The organism is Thiobacillus sp. 65-1402, from assembly GCF_001897685.1.
Taxonomy (GTDB): Bacteria; Pseudomonadota; Gammaproteobacteria; order Burkholderiales; family Thiobacillaceae; genus Thiobacillus.
The window spans coordinates 20,638-38,688 of sequence record NZ_MKUG01000205.1 but is presented as its reverse complement, the minus strand read 5'-3'; the positions used below and the strand labels follow the sequence as shown (position 1 = coordinate 38,688).

The window sequence follows — 18,051 nt, the reverse complement described above, 5'->3', positions numbered from 1 at the left end:
GGGGAAGGACCCATCCCAGCATCATTCCCCACCCCATTCCGTAGTGCTCGAATCCAGGCATATTCCGCCTCCTTCAGCCCAGCCGCACCGGCGGCGGAGTGCACCCTCAGGGTTTGCCCATGTTCATCTGCATCATCTGCTGCATCATGTCCATGCGTTTTTCCATCATTTCCATGCGCTTGGCCATCATGTCGCTGTCGCCGGACATCCCCATGCCGCCCTTCATGCCATGGCCCATCATGCCCATGCAATCCCTGCCGCCCATCATGCCCATGCCGCCCGGTTTTTTGCCGGCCATGGGCCCGGACGCCTGCATGTCCTTCATCACGGCGTCCATCTGCGACATCTGCTCCTCCATCAACTGCATGCGTTTGGCGGGGTCCTCGGTGCGGCGCATTTCCTCCATGCGTTCACGCAGGGACGCCATGCCGGCCGCGCTCGTATCCTGGGACTGCGCCGCGCCCGCATCCGGGCGATCGCCGTGCTCGTGCTCGGCTCTCGCTGCGGCCGGCATGGCCAGGGCCGCGGCGAGAGCGAACAGCAGGGTGGTGCGTTGCATTGCCTTCATGTCCGGCTCCTTGAAAAATAATGTGGGTCATTTCGTATGCCGCCACTGGATGCGCGCAGTCTCGCTGCGGAACGCGCCAGCCCTTGCCGGCCACGCAGCGCGACGACGCCGCCCGCTTTCATCGGCGGGGCCGCGCTGGCACCCGAAAAACCGGGGTGCATTCCGGGATTTTCATGGGCGCATTGCCCGATGTTCGGCGTGCCGGCATGCCTCGACTGCCGCCCGTGCCATGCAGCAGCACTTCTCCAATATAGATGAGCCGATCCCGACAACAAGCCGGCGCCAGGCGCCGCCGGCAAACGTACCCAGCGCGGCGGGGCATAATGGTGCAACCGCTATCAGCCACTCCCTCCATGACCGCTCCCCGCCTGCCCGTCCTGTCTCTGCTCGAAACCCGCGTCCTCGGCGTGCTCTGCGAAAAGCAGCACACCGTGCCCGATACCTATCCGCTGTCCCTCAACGCCCTGGTGGCCGGCTGCAACCAGAAAACCAGCCGTCATCCCATCATCGAGGCCAGCGAGGCCGAGGTGCAGGCCGCCATCGACAGCCTCAGGGGGCCGGCCCTGGTCGTCGAATCCAGCGGCGGTCGCGTCACCCGCTACGCTCACAACATGGAAAAAGCCCTGCGCCTGCCCTCCCAGGCCGTCGCCCTGCTCGCCGTGCTGATGCTGCGCGGCCCGCAGACCGTGGGCGAGCTGCGCCTCAACTGCGAACGCCTGCACCGGTTCGCCGACATCTCGGCGGCGGACGCCTTTCTGCAGGAACTGGCCGCACGGCCCGACGCCGCCATGGTGGTCGAGCTGCCGCGCCAGCGAGGCTCGCGCGAGCCTCGCTGGGCCCATCTGCTCAGCGGCGCGCCGGCCGCCGAGACAGCTGCAGCATCCCCGGTGGCCGAGCCCGGCGCCGCCGTAAGCATGGACGGGATCGCCGCGCTCGAGACCCGGGTGGCGCGGCTGGAAGCGGAAGTCGAGGGCTTGAAAAGCCTGCTGGGCAAGCTTTGCGCGGAACGGGGAATGCCGGCCTGAAACGCGCAAAAAAAGGCGCCCCGCAGAGCGCCCCGGCTTCCTTCGAAAAAATGCGTTCAGAGGGTGTAGGCCCGCTCGCCGTGGCTGGCGGTATCGAGGCCTTCGCGCTCCTGTTCTTCAGTGACGCGCAGGCCGATGCTCAGGTCGATCAGCTTGAACAGCACCAGGCTGACCACGCCCGACCAGGCGACGGTGATGAGCACGCCGGTGGCCTGCGTCACCACCTGGCCCGCCATCGAGTAGTCGGCCACGCCGACGCCGCCCAGCGCCGGCGAGACGAAGACGCCGGTGCCGATGGCGCCGATGATGCCGCCGATGCCGTGAATGCCGAACACGTCGAGCGAATCGTCGTAGCCCAGCGCCTTCTTCAGGCCGGTGACGCCCCACAGGCAGACCACGCCGGCCACCGCGCCGAGCGCGATGCCCCCCATCGGCCCGACCAGCGCCGCCGGTGGCTTCGAGATTGGAGCCGGCGTTGAAGCCGAACCAGCCCACCCACAAGAGCGAGGCGCCGATCATGGTCATCGGCAGGCTGTGCGGCGGCATCGCGTCGCGGCCAAGGCCGATGCGCTTGCCGAGCGCGATGGCGCCGACCAGCGCGGCGACGCCGGCGTTGATGTGCACCACGGTGCCGCCCGCGAAATCGAGATCCCCCTTCGAGAACAGGTAGCCGCCGCTTGCCCACACCATGTGGGCGATCGGCAGATAGGAGAAGGTGAACCACAGCGCGCCGAACAGCAGCAGCGCGGAGAACTTCACCCGTTCGGCCAGGCCGCCGACGATCAGCGCCACGGTGATGGCGGCGAAGCTCAGCTGGAAGGCGACGAAGCTGAACTCGGGGATCACCACGCCCTTGGTGAAGGTCGCCGCGGTACTGGCCGGCGTGATGCCGGCCAGAAACAGCTTGGACAGGTCGCCGATCGCCCAGTTGAGGCCGCCGCCGTCGCCGAACGCCAGCGAGTAGCCGTACACCGCCCACAGGATGGCGATCAGGCAGAAGATGGCCATCACCTGGGTCAGCACCGACAGCATGTTCTTGGCGCGCACCAGGCCACCGTAGAACAGCGCCACGCCCGGAACGATCATCAGGACCACCAGCAGGGTGGAAACCATCATCCAGGCGGTGTCGCCCTTGTCCGGCACCGGGGCCGCGGCATCCACGGCGACGGCTGTCACCGTTTCGACCGCTGCGGCGTCTTCGACCGGAGCGGCCGCCTCCTGCGCCAGCGTCATGCCGGGAGACAACAGGGCGAACATCAGGCCCAGCGAAGCGAATAGCTTTTTCATGGTCGGCTCCTCAGAGGGCGTCGGGGCCGGATTCGCCCGTGCGGATGCGCACGACCTGCTCCAGGCCGGTGACAAAGATCTTGCCGTCGCCGATCTTGCCGGTGTTGGCCGCTTTCTCGATCGCCTCGATCACGCGCTCCAGCAGCTCGGCCCCGATGGCCACCTCGATCTTCACTTTGGGCAGGAAATCGACCACGTATTCCGCGCCGCGATACAGCTCGGTGTGGCCCTTCTGCCGCCCGAATCCCTTCACTTCCGTGACCGTCAGGCCGGTGACGCCGATGGCGGACAATGCCTCGCGCACTTCATCCAGCTTGAACGGCTTGATGACTGCCGTTACGAATTTCATGCCAGTTCTCCCGATGGTTCAGAACGTTTTGCCGACTGAAACAATGACGCGGTCGTCGGCATACTTGCCGTACAGTTTCTCGCCGTCGTCGTCGGTGGCCACATAGGCAAGGCCGAAATTGAAGCCACCGAATTCCTTGCTGACGCCGATCTTCCAGTCCGCGTAGTCAGCCTGGGCGCCTTCGCCCGCGGTATAGCCATAGTGAAGACCGAGCATGACCGCAGCGGGCAGTTCATAGTTGAAGCTGGCATCCCAGTAGACCGTGCCGTCGGAATCGGCAGCGCCGAAATAATCCGTGGTGCTGTAGGAGGCCTTCAAGCCGAACCCTTTCCAGCTCAGGGCGGCGTAGGCCTCAAGCGTGTCGGCATCGGACAGGCCGGGGTAGAAATACTGGAGCAGGCCGACGTTGTAGCCGAGATCGCCGGCGATCTTGCCGCTGTAGCCGCCATAGACGTCCCATTCCATGTTGGCATCGCCAAATTCGACATTGGAACCCCAGGTTCCCAGATAGAAACCGCTGGCGTGGGCGTAGTCGAAACCGCCCTGGATCGCCGGGTCCTCGTCGGTCTGGGAAACGCCGCGGAAAGCGTAGTCGGAGAAAAACCCCAGGTTGCCGGTGAGACTGTGGGGGCTGCTTTCTTCAGCCGCCATGGCCAAGCCGGACATGCCCGCGAGGCTGGCCGCAACCACAGCGTGTGCAAGTTTTTTCATGAAATGTCTCCCAAATGAGTCGCGCAAGATCGCTCCAATCATTCAGCACAAGCTGTGCCAGACAACATTTCATTTAAAAAACAAACAATTGAATTAATAAACTTGTGAAATCAAGAATAGACCGCACTTTCATGGTGCGCCATGAAAACGCCATGCACCCTCCTTGTGCTGCGCGCCACAGCCTGCCGCTGCGCCGGATGGACGCAGTGCTTGTACACTCTCTGCTTACTGGAGAGCGCCATGAACCCGAATCCTAAATTTCCCACCCCCGCATTCATCAACGACCTGGTCGGCAAGCTGGGCGAGGCGTTGAAACAGTCTCCCGCCAAGGACATCGAACAGAACCTCAAGGCCGGGCTCACCTCGATGCTTGGCAAGCTCGACATGGTGAGCCGCGAGGAATTCGACGTGCAGACCGAAGTGCTGGCGCGCACCCGCGAAAAGCTCGCGCAGCTGGAAGCCCGCCTGGCCGAACTGGAAAAGCAGCAGCGCGAAGAAGAATAAAAAAATGGCCGTCGCCGTCGTCAAAAGCCGGGCGTTAAACGGCATGCACGCGCCCGAGGTCGTGGTCGAGGCGCACCTGGCCAACGGCTTGCCGGCATTCACCCTGGTCGGCCTGCCCGAAACCGAAGTGAAGGAAGCGCGCGACCGCGTGCGCGCGGCGATCCAGAACGCACGCTACGAATTCCCGGCGCGGCGCATCACGGTCAACCTGGCGCCGGCCGATCTGCCCAAGGAGTCCGGACGCTTCGATCTGCCGATCGCGCTGGCGATCCTCGCCGCCTCCGGGCAGGTTCCCGCCGACAAGTTCAGGCACGCCGAATTCGCCGGCGAACTCGCGCTGACCGGCGAGTTGCGCCCGGTGCGCGGCGCACTGGCGATGGCGCTGGCCACCCGCGCGGCGCAGCGGCAGCTGGTGCTGCCCGCGCAATCGGCCAGCGAGGCGGCATTGGCCCGCGGAGTGGAGACACTCGGGGCAGCCAGCCTGCTCGAGGTCTGTGCCTGGCTCGCGGGGCAGACCCCGCTCGCCGCGCCCGAACCCGATGCCGTGCCGCTCGCGCCGGACTATCCCGACTTCGCCGACGTCAAAGGCCAGGCCGCCACCAAGCGCGCGCTCGAAGTCGCCGCCGCGGGCGGCCATTCGGTGCTGCTGGCGGGGCCGCCCGGCACCGGCAAGTCGATGCTGGCCGCGCGCTTTCCCGGCATCCTGCCGGCGATGGACGAGACCGAGGCGCTGGAAGCCGCCGCGCTGCAGTCGCTCAACGGCGGTTTCCGCTTTGAGCACTGGCAGCGCCGCCCCTTCCGCGCGCCGCACCACACCGCCTCCGCGGTGGCGCTGGTGGGTGGCGGCGGCAATCCGCGTCCGGGCGAGATCTCGCTGGCGCACCACGGCGTGCTGTTTCTCGACGAGTTGCCGGAGTTCTCGCGGCAGGTGCTGGAAGTGCTGCGCGAACCGCTGGAAACCGGCCACATCACCATTTCGCGCGCCGCGCGGCAGGCCGATTTCCCGGCGCGCTTCCAGCTGGTGGCAGCGATGAACCCCTGCCCCTGCGGCTACCTCGGCCATCCCACCCAGGCCTGCCGCGACACCCCGGACCAGATCGCGCGTTATCGCGGGCGCATTTCGGGGCCGCTGCTCGACCGCATCGACATCCAGGTCAGCGTACCCGCGCTGACCCAGGACGAGCTGATGCAGGCCGCTGCGGGCGAGCCCAGCGCCGCCATCCGCGCCCGCGTGCAGGCGGCGCGCGAGCGCCAGCTGCAGCGCCAGGGCAAATCCAACGCCGCACTCGGCACCCAGGAAATCGACCGCCACTGCGCGCTGGATGCGGCCAGCGAAGCCCTGCTGAAGCAGGCGATTGCACGCCTCAACCTGTCGGCGCGCGCCTATCACCGCGTACTCCGACTCGCGCGCAGCGTGGCCGACCTTGCCGGCTGCGACGCCATTACGTCTGCCCACCTCGCCGAGGCCATCCAGTACCGGAGGCAGGCGGCATGAGCGATCCGCGTCAAGCCTGGCGGGAAGAAAAACGCTCGGCCTGGCTCTACCGCGCGGTGGCCGAGTGCGAGCGCGACACCCCGCGCGCAGCGCTGTTCGACGAGTTGGCGCAGGCGGCCGACGAGCAGGCGGACATCTGGCTGGCCGCCATCGCCCGCAGCGGCGGCGCGGCGCCGGCGGCGTTCCGGCCCGACCTGCGCGCCCGCCTCGTCGCCGGGCTTACCCGCGCTTTCGGGCCGCGGGCCATGCGCGGGGTGCTGGCGGCGATGAAGGTGCGCGGCATGGCGCTGTATGCGCAAACTCCGCCGCACGGCATGCCGGTCCGGCGCGACGACATCGGCAAGCGCCACCAGAACGGTGGCGCCGGCAACGTCCTGCGCGCCGGGGTGTTCGGCGTCAACGACGGGCTGGTATCGAACGCCGCGCTGATCTACGGCGTGGCCGGCGCAGCGCCGGAACCCGCCGTCATCGTGCTGACCGGTGTGGCCGGACTGCTGGCAGGCGCGTTTTCGATGGCGGCGGGGGAATACATTTCGGTGCGCTCGCAGCGCGAAATGTTCGAGTATCAGATCGGACTGGAGCGCGACGAGCTGGAAAAATATCCGCGCGAAGAAGCGGCCGAACTGGCGCTGATCTATGCCGCCAAGGGCATGCCCGCGGACGAGGCGCGGCGGCTGGCCGACACCCTGATGCAGGATCCCGAACGTGCGCTCGACACGCTGGCGCGCGAGGAACTCGGCCTCAACCCCGACGAACTCGGTTCGCCCTGGGTGGCGGCGGCTTCCTCGTTTGCGGCGTTCACCGCTGGCGCCGCGCTGCCGCTATTGCCCTTCCTGTTCGGCCACGGCAATGTGCTGACGCTCTCGATCGCGCTGACCGCGCTCGGGCTGTTCGCCGTCGGCGCCAGCATGAGCCTGTTCACCGGGCGCCACGCTGCATTGAGCGGCGTACGCATGCTCGGCATCGGCGGTGCGGCGGGATTGGCCACGTATTTCATCGGCGCCTGGCTGGGCGTGACGCTGGGCTGAGCGTTCCTCCGTCCACGCCGGGCACGCGGACGCCCGGAAAAACTTCAAGTCTGTTCCCACGGCAGGCCGTCGAAGCGCCAGCCGTTTCTGGTGCTGCGATGGCGCGATTCGTCCATGTCGCCCTCGAAGCCGTGCTCGACGTTGTACACCTCGGGAAAGCCGTACTTTTCCAGGTAGCGCCCGGCGTCGGCCGAGCGGCGGCCCGAGCGGCAGATCAGCACCACCGGGCGGTTGGCCGACGCCGCCTTGCGTGCATGGCCGAGAAAGTCCGGGTTGACGTCCCAGTCCGGGCCATCCTGCCAGGCGACGTGGATCGCGCCGGTCGGATGGCCGACAAAAAGATATTCGATTTCCGAGCGGCAGTCGATGAACACGGCTTCGGGGTGCTGCTGTAAAAAAGCATGCGCTTCGGTGGGGCTGAACTGCTTCATGCCGGGCTCCTGTGCAATCGTGCTTCCACCATAGCAGCACTTGCCCGCCCGGGCGAAAAAACCCCGCCGATACAGCGGTCTGGATGCGTTGCGGCGGCGTTCAGCGCGGGCTGCGCCAGCGGGCGCCCGCGTACCCTGCCCCCGCTCCGCCGGGTTTTCCCCTGTCTAGAGTCGGACTAACGCGGCAGCAACTCGTGGAGCCCTTGCCGGACGCAGCGGACCGCGGTGCCAGACCTTATATAATGCAGCGTTCCCCGCTTCTGCCGACCGCCATGTCCCGCACCGCACAGCTGCATTCCCTGCTCGCCCAGCGCATTCTCGTCCTCGACGGCGCGATGGGAACGATGATCCAGTCCTACAAGCTCGGCGAGACGGATTATCGCGGCGAACGCTTCGCCGACTTCGCGCACGACCTGAAGGGCAACAACGACCTGCTGTGCCTGACCCAGCCTGCGATCATCAAGGAAATCCACGCCAAGTATCTGGCCGCCGGCGCCGACATCCTCGAGACCAACAGCTTCAACGCCACCTCGATTTCCATGGCGGACTACCACATGGAGCATCTGGTGCCGGAGCTCAACTTCGCTGCGGCGAAGCTCGCGCGCGAGGCGGCCGACGAGGCGACCGCGGCCAACCCCGCCAAGCCGCGCTTCGTCGCCGGCGTGCTCGGCCCGACCTCGCGCACCGCCACCATCTCGCCGGACGTCAACGACCCCGGCTACCGCAACGTGACCTTCGACCAGCTGCGCGCGGCCTATCTGGAAGCGATCGACGGCCTGGTGAAGGGCGGCGCCGACATCCTGATGGTCGAGACGATTTTCGACACGCTCAACGCCAAGGCGGCGCTGTTTGCCATCGAAGAATACTTCGAACAGAACAATCTGCGGCTGCCGGTGATGATCTCCGGCACCATCACCGACGCCTCCGGCCGCACCCTGTCGGGCCAGACCGGCGAGGCGTTCTGGAACTCGGTGCGCCACGCCCGGCCTTTATCCATCGGGCTGAACTGCGCGCTCGGTCCCGACCTGCTGCGCCAGTACGTCGAGGAGCTCTCCAGCAAGGCCGACGTGTGCGTCTCCGCCCACCCCAACGCCGGCCTGCCGAATGCCTTCGGCGAATACGACATGGGCGGCGACGAGATGGCGGTGCACATCGGCGAATGGGCGCGCGCGGGACTCCTGAACATCGTCGGCGGCTGCTGCGGCACCTCGCCCGCACACATCGCCGCCATCGCGAAAGCGGTCGAAGGCGTCGCCCCACGCAAGCCGCCCAAGCTTGCGCCGGCAATGCGCCTGTCCGGGCTGGAGCCGTTCAACGTCGGCAAGGACAGTCTCTTCGTCAACGTCGGCGAGCGCACCAACGTCACCGGCTCGAAAGCCTTCGCCCGGATGATCATCGAGGGCCGCTACGACGACGCCCTGTCGGTGGCGCGCCAGCAGGTGGAAAACGGCGCACAGGTGATCGACATCAACATGGACGAGGGCATGCTCGACGCCGAGGCGGCGATGGTGCGCTTCCTCCTCCTGATCGCCTCGGAACCCGACATCGCGCGGGTGCCGATCATGCTCGATTCGTCGAAGTGGAACGTCATCGAGGCCGGCCTCAAATGCATCCAGGGCAAGGGCATCGTCAACTCCATTTCCATGAAGGAAGGCGAGGCCGAATTCATCGAGCGGGCGAAGCTGTGCCTGCGCTACGGCGCGGCGGTGATCGTGATGGCCTTCGACGAAACGGGACAGGCCGACACCTACGCGCGCAAGACCGAAATCTGCGCGCGCGCCTACAAGCTCCTGACCGAGACGGTCGGCTTCCCGGCCGAGGACATCATCTTCGACCCCAACATCTTCGCGGTCGCCACCGGCATCGAGGAGCACGCCAACTACGCCGTCGACTTCATCGAAGCCACCCGCTGGATCAGGCAGAACCTGCCGCACGCGCACGTCTCCGGCGGGGTGTCAAACGTGAGCTTCTCGTTCCGCGGCAACGACGCGGTGCGCGAGGCGATCCACACCGCCTTCCTCTACCATGCGATCCAGGCCGGCATGGACATGGGCATCGTCAACGCCGGCCAGCTCGGCGTCTACGCCAACCTCGATCCCGAACTGAAGGAGCGCGTCGAGGACGTGCTGCTGAACCGCCGCGAGGACTCGACCGAACGCCTGGTGACGTTTGCCGAGAACGTCAAGGGCGGGGCAAAGGAAAAGGTCGAGGACCTGTCCTGGCGCCAACTGCCGGTGAACGAGCGGCTCTCCCACGCGCTGGTGCAGGGCATCACCCAGTACATCGTCGAGGATACCGAGGCCGCGCGGCTCGAATCCGAACGCCCGCTGCATGTGATCGAAGGCCCGCTGATGGCGGGGATGAACGTGGTCGGCGACCTGTTCGGCGCCGGCAAGATGTTCCTGCCGCAGGTGGTCAAATCCGCCCGCGTGATGAAGCAGGCGGTGGCGCATCTGCTGCCCTTCATCGAGGCCGACAAGCAGGCCGGCGACGCGCAGAGCGCGGGCAAGATCGTCATGGCCACGGTCAAGGGCGACGTCCACGACATCGGCAAGAACATCGTCGGCGTGGTGCTCGGATGCAACGGCTACGACATCGTGGATTTGGGCGTGATGGTGCCGGCGCAGAAGATCCTCGACGCCGCGCGCGAGCACAAGGCCGACATCATCGGCCTGTCGGGTCTCATCACGCCTTCGCTGGAGGAAATGGCGCATGTGGCGAAGGAAATGCAGCGCCAGGGCTTCAGCCTCCCGCTCCTGATCGGCGGCGCCACCACCTCGCTGGCGCACACCGCGGTGAAGATCGAACCGCATTACGCACACCCGGTGGTGTACGTGAAGGATGCCTCGCGCGCGGTCGGCGTCTGCACCCAGCTGCTGTCACACGAACTGCGCGACGCCTTCGCCGCCGAAATCAAGGCGGACTATGCAAAGACGCGCGAGCGGCATCTCAAGCACAAAACCGACACCGTGCGCCTGTCGCTGGCCGAGGCGCGCGCCAACAAGTTTCCCATCGACTGGGCCGCCTACACGCCGCCCGCGCCGAAGCAGCCGGGCGTCCATGCGCTCAAGGCCTACGACCTGGCGACGCTCGCCGAAGCCATCGACTGGACGCCGTTCTTCGCCTCCTGGGAACTGCACGGCAAGTTCCCGAAAATCCTCGGCGACGAGGTGGTCGGCGCCGAAGCAACCAAGCTCTACAACGATGCCCGGGCGATGCTCGCCAGGATGATTGCGGAAAACTGGGTGGAAGCGCGCGCGGTGTTCGGCCTGTTCCCTGCCAACACGGTGAACGACGACGACATCGAGGTCTATGCCGACGAGTCGCGCTCAAGCGCGCGGATGACCTGGCACAACCTGCGCCAGCAGATGAAAAAACCGGAAGGCCGCGCCAACCTGTGCATCGCCGACTTCGTCGCGCCCAGGGCCAGCGGGCGCGCGGATTATCTCGGCGCCTTCGTCGTCACCGCCGGCATCGGCGAGGACGAGCGCGCCAAGGCATTCGAGGCCGCGCACGACGATTATTCCGCGATCCTGTTCAAGTCGCTGTGCGACCGCCTGGCCGAGGCCTTCGCCGAGCACCTGCATTTGCGCGTGCGCCGCGAATTCTGGGGCTACGCCAGCGAGGAAGCGCTCAGCAATGACGACCTGATCGCGGAGAAATACCAGGGCATCCGCCCCGCTCCCGGCTACCCGGCCTGCCCCGAGCACAGCGAGAAGGCCGGCCTGTTCGCAGTCCTGGGCGCCACGGAAACCATCGGCGTGAAGCTCACCGAGAACTTCGCCATGTGGCCGGGCGCGGCGGTTTCCGGCTTTTATTTGTCGCACCCCGACAGCCAGTATTTCGCGGTGGCGAAAATCGAGCGCGACCAGGTCGAGGACTACGCCCGCCGCAAAGGCTGGACGCTGCAGGAAGCGGAACGCTGGCTGGCGCCGAACCTGGCCTACCAGCCCGATTGACGGCTTGCCGGGCTGGCGGGAGCTGACGACGGCCCGGCCCGACAGGGTTTACCAGCCCTGCTGCTGCATCTTCTCCAGCCAGAACAAGCCGATCACGGTCTTGGTTTCGCAGATCTTGCCATTGCGAACCCAGTCCATCGCCTCGCCGAACGGCACCCGCAGGATTTCCAGGAACTCGTCGTGGTCGCGGCCGTGGTTGCCGGGTTCCAGCCCGCGCGCCAGATAGAACGCCAGCCGCTCGTCGGAATAGCCGATGCAGGGATAGATGGTGGTGACTTCGCGCCACTCGCCCGCGGTGTAGCCGGTTTCCTCTTCCAGTTCCCGCTTCGCACAGGTGAGGTCATCCTCGCCGGGATCGATCTTGCCGGCCGGCAGTTCGATGAAATCGCGGTGCAGCGGATAGCGGTGCTGGCGTTCCAGCAGCAGGTCGCCGTTGTCGAATACCGGAACGACGACAACGGCGCCGGGATGGACGATGTACTCGCGGGTCGATTCGCCGCCGTTGGGCAAGCGCACGCGGTCGCGCTTGACGTGCATCAGCCGTCCCTTGAAGACGGTCTCGCTCTCCAGTCCGGTTTCGGTAAGGTCGGGGGTATCGTTTTCCATGGCCGCCATGATAGCGATGCCGGTCGCAAGCGCGGGCAAAAAAATGCCGGGTTCTTGCGAACCCGGCGGAACCGGGGGTTTCTGCCCCTCGTTGCGGAGAACTTCCTGCCTGCAGCACAAGCAGCAAGCCAGTTCATCCTACGCAGGGGGTCTGGATTTGGCTATACAACTTTAGTTGTAGGAGCAAGGTAACTCATTGTTTATGTTTGACTAATTTTTCGCGCAACGCGGAATACTGACGCCGGCTGACCACCAGATGTTCGTCCAGCCCGTCCAGCCGCAAGAAATGGCCGTCCTCGTCGCCAGGCAGCTTGCCGATTTCGCGGATGCGCGCAGCGGCCACCAGGCAGTTGCGGTGGACCCGCAGGAAGTGCTCGCCGAACTCGCTCTCCAACTGGACCAGTGATTCCTCGATAAGAAATTCGCGGGCGGCGGTGCGCACGGTGACATATTTGAACTCCGCCTTGAGATAGAGAATGTCTGCCACCGGAATCAGCACGACGCGGCCTTTCTCGTTGACCGACAGATGGCTGCGAGCCTTCGGATGGGCGTCGCGCAATCGCTCGAGCACGCTGGCGCTCAAGCTGTGCGCCCGCGACAGGGCGCGCAGCAGCCGGTCGACACGCACCGGCTTCAGCAGGTAGTCGACCGCGTTGAGATCGAACGCCTGGCAGGCATAGGCATCGTAGGCGGTGCTGAAGATGATGGCGGGCGGGGCCGCCAGCCGGTTGAGATGGGCGGCGCATTCGAGGCCGTCCATGCCGGGCATGCGAATGTCGAGCAGCACCGCGTCGACCGGTTTTTGCTGAACCTGGCTCAGCGCATCCAGCCCGTTGTCGGCTTCGCCGACGATATCGACCGCCAGTTCGTCGGCGCAATCCGCCAGCACGTCGCGCAGGCGATGGCGCGCGGGCGCCTCGTCATCGACGATGAGGACGCGCAGGGGCGGGTTGGGTGCGTTCACGGGTATAGGGAATGACGATATGCACCTGATAAACGGCGCCCAGCGGCTCCAACTTGAGCTGCGCGTCGAGGTCGAAGTGCAGCAGCAAACGCTCGCGGATGTTCGCCAGCGCGATGCGGTTACCCTTGTGGCGACCGGCATCGGCGGCGATCGGGTTGCGCACCACGATGTGCACCTTGTCGGCGCTGCGGTAGATATTGAGGCTGATTTCGCCGCCGTCGGTCAGCGGCTCGATGCCGTGGTAGACCGCGTTTTCCACCAGCGGCTGGACCACCAGCGGCGGAATCAGCGCGTCGGCCGGCATTTTATGGATGTGCCAGGTGACCTGCAGGCGGTCGCCCAGGCGCAGTTGCTCCAGTTCCAGGTAGGCACGGGTGAGCGCGATTTCGTCCTCCAGCGGCGCCAGCTGGCTGGCGTTGCCCATCAGCGCACGGAACAGGTCGGCCATGTTTTCCAGCGCGTGTTCGGCCCGGCGCGGGTCGCTGCGCACCAGCGACAGCACGGCGTTCAGGCTGTTGAACAGGAAATGCGGACGGATGCGCGCCTGCAGGGCCTGCAGCCGCGCCTCGGTAATGGCGGGCGAAAGCGCCCGGGCACGCAGATTGAAATAGGCCAGGAGGCCGGCGCCGAGCAGCAGCGCGAACGCCGCCACCCCGGCCAGCGGAACCGGCTGGGATCCGGCCAGCAGCGGACCGAGCCACAGCGTCGCCAGCACGGGAACCGCCATGCCGAGCAGCAGGGTGGCGCCCACGCCCATGCGATACGGCAGCCCGCGCAGCCAGCGCCCCGCCGCGCACAGCGCAAGCAGGGTCAGCAGCAGTGCCGGCTGCGCCAGCGCAGAAAGGGCGACGAATTCCGCCCAGAAGGCCGGGGCGTCCGCCACGCGCGCCGCCACCCCGGCGGCCAGCGCCGCCTCCACGGTCAGGGCGATGCGCAGGTTCGCCCCCAGGTGACAGAAGTTCGGCAATTCGACCTGCCGGTTGTTATGATTCCTTCTTTTCATTCCCCGCTTCTGTCCCCATGAGCACGTCATCGACGCCGCCCGCTGCCTGGTCCGGCCGCTTTTCCGAGCCGGTTTCCGAAATCGTCAAACGCTACACCGCGTCGATTCCCTTCGATTATCGGCTGGCCGAGTTCGATATTCAGGGTTCGCTGGCGCACGCCGCCATGTTGCACCACGTCGGCGTCCTCACCAAGGACGACCTCGCCGCGATCCGCCACGGCATGGCCGAGCTGCTGGCCGAGATCCGCGCCGGCGGATTCAACTGGTCGCTCGACAGGGAGGACGTCCATCTCAACATCGAGGCCGCGCTGACCGCCAAGATCGGCGATGCCGGCAAGCGCCTGCATACCGGCCGCAGCCGCAACGACCAGGTGGCGACCGACATCCGCCTCTACCTGCGCGACGCCATCGACCGCATCCTGGCCAGCGTCCGTGCCTGCCAGACCTCGCTGGTCGACCTGGCCGAGGCGCACGCCGACACCGTGATGCCGGGCTTCACCCACCTGCAGGTGGCGCAGCCGGTCACTTTCGGCCATCACCTGCTGGCCTACTTCGAGATGCTGGCGCGCGATGCCGAGCGCCTGGCCGACTGCCGCCGCCGCGTCAACCGGCTGCCGCTGGGCGCCGCCGCGCTGGCCGGCACCAGCTATCCGATCGACCGGGAATATGTAGCCCGCGAACTCGGCTTCGAGGCGGTGTGCGAAAACTCGCTCGACGCCGTCTCCGACCGCGATTTCGCCATCGAATTTGCCGCCGCCGCCGCGCTGGTGATGACCCACCTGTCGCGTCTGTCGGAAGAACTGATCCTGTGGATGAGCCCGCGCTTCGGCTTCATCGACCTGGCCGACCGCTTCTGCACCGGCTCCAGCATCATGCCGCAGAAGAAGAATCCCGACGTGCCCGAGCTGGTGCGCGGCAAGACCGGCCGCGTCAACGGCCACCTGGTCGCCCTCTTGACCCTGATGAAGGGCCAGCCGCTCGCCTACAACAAGGACAACCAGGAGGACAAGGAGCCGCTGTTCGACAGCGTCGATACGCTGACCGACACCCTGGCGATCTACGCCGACATGCTGCGCGGGGTGACGGTCAAGCCGGAGGCGATGCGCGCCGCGGTGATGCAGGGCTTCGCCACCGCCACCGATCTGGCCGACTATCTGGTGAAGAAGGGCGTGCCCTTCCGCGACGCGCATGAAGTGGTGGCCCGCGCGGTACGCGCGGCGGAAGCGTCGGGCCGCGATCTGGCCGACCTGCCGCTCGCGGAATTGCAGGCCTTCAGCCCGGTGATCGCCGACGACGTCTACGCCGTGCTGACGCTGGAGGGCTCGCTTGCCGCCCGCGACCACCTGGGCGGCACCGCGCCGGCCCAGGTGCGCGCGGCGATTGCGCGTGCGCGGCAGCGGATTTAAGTCGTCCCCGGCGCCACGGGCGGCGCATGCTCGCGGCAGATCCGCCGCACCTCGGGACTGGAGAGTTTTTCCTGCAGCAGCCCGCAGAAATAGCTGCGCGGCCCCAGCCGCTGATTGTGGCGGCAGCTGGCGCACACGCCGAAGCTGCGCTTGCCGCTTTGCGCCTGCACCTGCGCCAGCACCTGGCGCAGCACCACCATCGCCGAACTCACCCGCGCCGGGCTGGCTGTCTGTACGATGTCGCGCCAGGCGCCACCGGCGGAGAGCGTCTTCAAGAGCGTGGTGCCGCCTTCGGCCAGGATCAGCCGCACCACCCGGCCGTCGCGCGGATCGGCGTAGCGCGAGATCAGGCGGCGGCGCGCCAGCACCAGCACGGTCTGCGACACCGTGCCCTTGGTCAGCCCGAGGTATTCGGTCAGCGCCTGCGGGGTATTGCTGAAACGGTTGGCCTGGTTGAGATAGAACAGCACCTGCAGGTGCACCGGCTGCAGGCCCTGCGCTGCGCCCGCCTGCCGCAAGTCGGCACGGGTCAGCAGCGACAGGCGCTCGACCAGATCGAACAGGGTGAGCGCCTGGCTTTTCAAATTCCAGCCTGAATCAGAAGCGGACCATGACGCCGCCCTGCGCCGCGATCAGCGCGGCCAGCTTGTCGTAGAGCGGCTCGCCGCTCTTGGTGTCGACCCAGCCTGTGTCCTGCGGCTTGAAGTGGAAGCCGCCCGAGCGCGCGGCCACCCAGATTTCGCGCGCCACGCCGTGGCGGTTGATGATGATCTTGCTGCCGTCGTCGAACTCGACCTCGATGATGCCGTCGGCCGGCGTCTCGAAATCCAGATCGGCGTCTTCCAGCGCCTGTTCGATTTTGGCCAGCGTCGTGCCGGCGGCCTGGTTGAACTCGATTTCCGTCATGGTGTCCCGTGCTAACATTTCGCGCATGAAACTGCGCGCCTTATATATAGTGTCCCTGTTGCTGTGCGGGCTCGGTCTGACTGCCTGCGGCTCCAAGGGTGACCTGTATCTTCCCGAAAATCCCCCCGCACCGCAACGGACTTCCAATTGAATACCCTGCATCGCATCGACGGCCGCCTCCATCTCGAAGGCGTGGCGCTGGACACCCTTGCCGAGCGTTTCGGCACGCCGCTTTATATCTATTCCCGGCAGGCGCTCGAAGCCGCCTACCGGGCCTACGCCGAAGCGTTTGCCGCCACCCCTCACCTGATCTGCTATGCGGTCAAGGCCAGTTCGAACCTGGCCATCCTCAACCTGTTCGCCCGCCTCGGCGCCGGCTTCGACATCGTCTCCGGCGGCGAACTCGCCCGCGTGCTGGCGGCCGGCGGCGATCCCGGCAAGGTGGTGTTCTCGGGCGTCGGCAAGACAGCCGACGAGATGCGCGCCGCGCTCGACGCCGGCATCCTCTGCTTCAACGTCGAGTCGGCCAGCGAACTGCATCGCTTGAATCGCGTGGCGGGCGAGATGGGCAAGATCGCGCCGGTGTCGTTCCGCGTCAATCCCGACGTCGATCCGAAGACCCATCCCTATATCTCCACCGGGCTCAAGGAAAACAAGTTCGGCGTGCCGATCGCCGATGCGCCGGCGCTGTATCGCCTGGCCGCCAGCCTGCCGAACCTGAAAATCACCGGCATCGACTGCCATATCGGTTCGCAGCTGATCGACCTGTCGCCGCTGACCGATGCCGCAGATCGCGTGCTGGCGCTGGTCGACAGCCTGGCTGCCGAGGGCATCGTGCTGCATCACATCGACCTCGGCGGCGGCGTCGGCATCCGCTATCGCGACGAGACGCCGCCCGATCTGGCTGCCTACGGCCGCGCACTGGCGACGCGTTTTGCCGGCCGCCAGGAAAGGCTGCTGCTGGAACCGGGACGCTCGCTGGTCGGCAACGCAGGCCTGCTGCTCACCCGCATCGAGTATCTGAAGCCCGGTGAAGACAAGCATTTCGCCATCGTCGATGCGGCGATGAACGACCTGATGCGCCCGGCGCTGTACGAGGCGTATCACGAAATCGTCGCCGTCAACGAACGTTCAGCCCAGGCAAGGCGTTACGACATCGTCGGCCCGATCTGCGAGACCGGCGATTTTATTGGCTTTGCGCGCGATCTCGCGATCGGGGAAGGCGATCTTCTGGCCCTGCTTTCGGCGGGCGCCTACGGCATGAGCATGGCGTCGAACTACAATTCGCGGCCGCGGGCAGCCGAAGTGCTGATAGACAAAAACGAAATCCACCTCATCCGCGAACGTGAAACTCTGGGCGGCATGATGGCTGGAGAACGGCTTGTTGATTGACTTTCAGCGGTACCAGTCAATAGCTCTCCTCTTTGCCTTTTAGTATCGAATCGATACATTTTGCTTGACTGCGACATTTTTCATCGAATTATGTTCGTAAGTCCTTGACTATCCATTGAACCCGAAAGAAAAGTCACTAGAATGAGGCTCACCAAGCGGAGCCTCGGTATCGCCCGTGTTTAGCGGGTTTCGGGCAAGTCGGTCGCCTGTCGGTACCACGCTTTGGAAGTGCAAACTCTGACTGCACGTGGCTTCAAGCTGTAGTGATAAGTGAATGTGTTCAACTTCTAAGGAGTGACAGATGGCAACAGTGAAGAAACCCGCCGCCAAACCGGCAGCCAAAAAAGCGGCCCCCGCCGCCAAAAAACCGGCAGCCAAGCCCGTAGCCAAAAAAGCCGCCGCCAAGCCGGCAGTCAA

Annotated in this window: 17 protein-coding genes and 1 pseudogene; 8 read left to right on the top strand and 10 right to left on the bottom strand. The window is 66.0% G+C overall.

The features are described from left to right. Positions 1–106 precede the first annotated feature (106 nt). Positions 107–568 carry a hypothetical protein gene (locus tag BGO62_RS15330; protein ID WP_296638927.1) on the bottom strand — a complete coding sequence of 154 codons (462 nt, stop codon included), beginning with the start codon at positions 566–568 and terminating at the stop codon, positions 107–109. Positions 569–921: 353 nt separating this feature from the next. Here BGO62_RS15330 and BGO62_RS15325 point away from each other — a divergent pair, with 353 nt between their 5' ends. Next, on the top strand, positions 922–1,593 hold the full coding sequence (locus BGO62_RS15325; RefSeq protein WP_296644106.1) for a YceH family protein: 672 nt from the start codon (positions 922–924) through the stop codon (positions 1,591–1,593). A 56-nt stretch (positions 1,594–1,649) separates the two neighbouring features. Here the strand turns inward: BGO62_RS15325 and BGO62_RS15320 are convergent. From BGO62_RS15320 to BGO62_RS15310, 3 genes and pseudogenes are all read right to left on the bottom strand, one after another. Beyond that, positions 1,650–2,880 (bottom strand): annotated as a pseudogene (locus BGO62_RS15320) (ammonium transporter). Positions 2,881–2,890: 10 nt separating this feature from the next. Next, the gene (gene glnK / locus BGO62_RS15315) at positions 2,891–3,229 is read right to left on the bottom strand and encodes a P-II family nitrogen regulator (protein ID WP_296644103.1); all 339 of its coding nucleotides are present in this window, start codon (positions 3,227–3,229) and stop codon (positions 2,891–2,893) included. A gap of 18 nt (positions 3,230–3,247) precedes the next feature. After that, positions 3,248–3,940, bottom strand: a complete 693-nt coding sequence (locus BGO62_RS15310) for a TorF family putative porin (protein ID WP_296644100.1) — start codon at positions 3,938–3,940, stop codon at positions 3,248–3,250. Between the two features lie 240 nt (positions 3,941–4,180). On the opposite strand from BGO62_RS15310, the gene BGO62_RS15305 reads away from it, so the two are divergent. From BGO62_RS15305 to BGO62_RS15295, 3 genes are read left to right on the top strand one after another with little or no spacing between them, the layout of a single operon-like run. Further along, positions 4,181–4,444 carry an accessory factor UbiK family protein gene (locus tag BGO62_RS15305; RefSeq protein WP_296644098.1) on the top strand — a complete coding sequence of 88 codons (264 nt, stop codon included), beginning with the start codon at positions 4,181–4,183 and terminating at the stop codon, positions 4,442–4,444. Positions 4,445–4,448: 4 nt separating this feature from the next. Then, entirely contained in the window at positions 4,449–5,939 is a 1,491-nt protein-coding gene (locus tag BGO62_RS15300) for a YifB family Mg chelatase-like AAA ATPase (RefSeq protein ID WP_296644096.1), read from the top strand. Beyond that, positions 5,936–6,967: a VIT1/CCC1 transporter family protein gene (locus BGO62_RS15295; protein WP_296644093.1), complete on the top strand. Its 1,032-nt coding sequence runs from the start codon at positions 5,936–5,938 to the stop codon at positions 6,965–6,967. Before BGO62_RS15300 ends, BGO62_RS15295 begins: the two co-directional genes overlap by 4 nt. 44 nt (positions 6,968–7,011) lie before the next feature. Here BGO62_RS15295 and BGO62_RS15290 read toward each other — a convergent pair whose 3' ends face one another. After that, positions 7,012–7,398 (bottom strand): rhodanese-like domain-containing protein, encoded by a 387-nt coding sequence (locus tag BGO62_RS15290; RefSeq protein ID WP_296644091.1) that lies wholly within the window; start codon positions 7,396–7,398, stop codon positions 7,012–7,014. Positions 7,399–7,670: 272 nt separating this feature from the next. Between BGO62_RS15290 and metH the strand changes: the two genes are divergently transcribed. Further along, positions 7,671–11,357 (top strand): methionine synthase, encoded by a 3,687-nt coding sequence (metH, locus tag BGO62_RS15285; RefSeq protein WP_296644089.1) that lies wholly within the window; start codon positions 7,671–7,673, stop codon positions 11,355–11,357. A gap of 48 nt (positions 11,358–11,405) precedes the next feature. Here metH and BGO62_RS15280 read toward each other — a convergent pair whose 3' ends face one another. The 3 genes from BGO62_RS15280 to BGO62_RS15270 all read right to left on the bottom strand — a co-directional run bounded on the left by BGO62_RS15280 (position 11,406) and on the right by BGO62_RS15270 (position 13,930). Continuing rightward, positions 11,406–11,963, bottom strand: a complete 558-nt coding sequence (locus tag BGO62_RS15280; protein ID WP_296644084.1) for an NUDIX hydrolase — start codon at positions 11,961–11,963, stop codon at positions 11,406–11,408. Between the two features lie 193 nt (positions 11,964–12,156). Further along, positions 12,157–12,927, bottom strand: coding sequence for a LytTR family DNA-binding domain-containing protein (locus BGO62_RS15275; RefSeq protein ID WP_296644082.1), 771 nt, complete (start codon positions 12,925–12,927; stop codon positions 12,157–12,159). Continuing rightward, positions 12,884–13,930, bottom strand: a complete 1,047-nt coding sequence (locus BGO62_RS15270) for a sensor histidine kinase (protein ID WP_296644080.1) — start codon at positions 13,928–13,930, stop codon at positions 12,884–12,886. Before BGO62_RS15270 ends, BGO62_RS15275 begins: the two co-directional genes overlap by 44 nt. A 17-nt stretch (positions 13,931–13,947) precedes the next feature. On the opposite strand from BGO62_RS15270, the gene argH reads away from it, so the two are divergent. After that, positions 13,948–15,336, top strand: coding sequence for an argininosuccinate lyase (gene argH / locus BGO62_RS15265; protein ID WP_296644078.1), 1,389 nt, complete (start codon positions 13,948–13,950; stop codon positions 15,334–15,336). Here argH and BGO62_RS15260 read toward each other — a convergent pair. Then, positions 15,333–15,920, bottom strand: a complete 588-nt coding sequence (locus BGO62_RS15260) for a MarR family winged helix-turn-helix transcriptional regulator (protein ID WP_296644075.1) — start codon at positions 15,918–15,920, stop codon at positions 15,333–15,335. The two genes, argH and BGO62_RS15260, sit on opposite strands and share 4 nt — an antisense overlap. A 13-nt stretch (positions 15,921–15,933) precedes the next feature. Next, the gene (cyaY, locus tag BGO62_RS15255; RefSeq protein ID WP_296644073.1) at positions 15,934–16,269 is read right to left on the bottom strand and encodes an iron donor protein CyaY; all 336 of its coding nucleotides are present in this window, start codon (positions 16,267–16,269) and stop codon (positions 15,934–15,936) included. On the opposite strand from cyaY, the gene BGO62_RS16400 reads away from it, so the two are divergent. Beyond that, complete coding sequence (locus BGO62_RS16400; RefSeq protein WP_363924474.1) at positions 16,241–16,393, top strand: lipoprotein; 153 nt, start codon at positions 16,241–16,243, stop codon at positions 16,391–16,393. The genes cyaY and BGO62_RS16400 overlap by 29 nt on opposite strands. Beyond that, positions 16,390–17,634 (top strand): diaminopimelate decarboxylase, encoded by a 1,245-nt coding sequence (gene lysA, locus BGO62_RS15250; RefSeq protein WP_296644070.1) that lies wholly within the window; start codon positions 16,390–16,392, stop codon positions 17,632–17,634. Before BGO62_RS16400 ends, lysA begins: the two co-directional genes overlap by 4 nt. The last annotated feature ends 417 nt before the right edge of the window (positions 17,635–18,051 follow it).

Excerpts from the sequence above, each read along its gene's own strand:
- BGO62_RS15330 (WP_296638927.1), bottom strand. The coding sequence starts at position 568 with ATGAAGGCAATGCAACGCACCACCCTGCTGTTCGCTCTCGCCGCGGCC.
- BGO62_RS15325 (WP_296644106.1), top strand. The coding sequence starts at position 922 with ATGACCGCTCCCCGCCTGCCCGTCCTGTCTCTGCTCGAAACCCGCGTC.
- glnK (WP_296644103.1), bottom strand. The coding sequence starts at position 3,229 with ATGAAATTCGTAACGGCAGTCATCAAGCCGTTCAAGCTGGATGAAGTG.
- BGO62_RS15310 (WP_296644100.1), bottom strand. The coding sequence starts at position 3,940 with ATGAAAAAACTTGCACACGCTGTGGTTGCGGCCAGCCTCGCGGGCATG.
- BGO62_RS15305 (WP_296644098.1), top strand. The coding sequence starts at position 4,181 with ATGAACCCGAATCCTAAATTTCCCACCCCCGCATTCATCAACGACCTG.
- BGO62_RS15300 (WP_296644096.1), top strand. The coding sequence starts at position 4,449 with ATGGCCGTCGCCGTCGTCAAAAGCCGGGCGTTAAACGGCATGCACGCG.
- BGO62_RS15295 (WP_296644093.1), top strand. The coding sequence starts at position 5,936 with ATGAGCGATCCGCGTCAAGCCTGGCGGGAAGAAAAACGCTCGGCCTGG.
- BGO62_RS15290 (WP_296644091.1), bottom strand. The coding sequence starts at position 7,398 with ATGAAGCAGTTCAGCCCCACCGAAGCGCATGCTTTTTTACAGCAGCAC.
- metH (WP_296644089.1), top strand. The coding sequence starts at position 7,671 with ATGTCCCGCACCGCACAGCTGCATTCCCTGCTCGCCCAGCGCATTCTC.
- BGO62_RS15280 (WP_296644084.1), bottom strand. The coding sequence starts at position 11,963 with ATGGAAAACGATACCCCCGACCTTACCGAAACCGGACTGGAGAGCGAG.
- BGO62_RS15270 (WP_296644080.1), bottom strand. The coding sequence starts at position 13,930 with ATGAAAAGAAGGAATCATAACAACCGGCAGGTCGAATTGCCGAACTTC.
- argH (WP_296644078.1), top strand. The coding sequence starts at position 13,948 with ATGAGCACGTCATCGACGCCGCCCGCTGCCTGGTCCGGCCGCTTTTCC.
- BGO62_RS16400 (WP_363924474.1), top strand. The coding sequence starts at position 16,241 with ATGGTGTCCCGTGCTAACATTTCGCGCATGAAACTGCGCGCCTTATAT.
- cyaY (WP_296644073.1), bottom strand. The coding sequence starts at position 16,269 with ATGCGCGAAATGTTAGCACGGGACACCATGACGGAAATCGAGTTCAAC.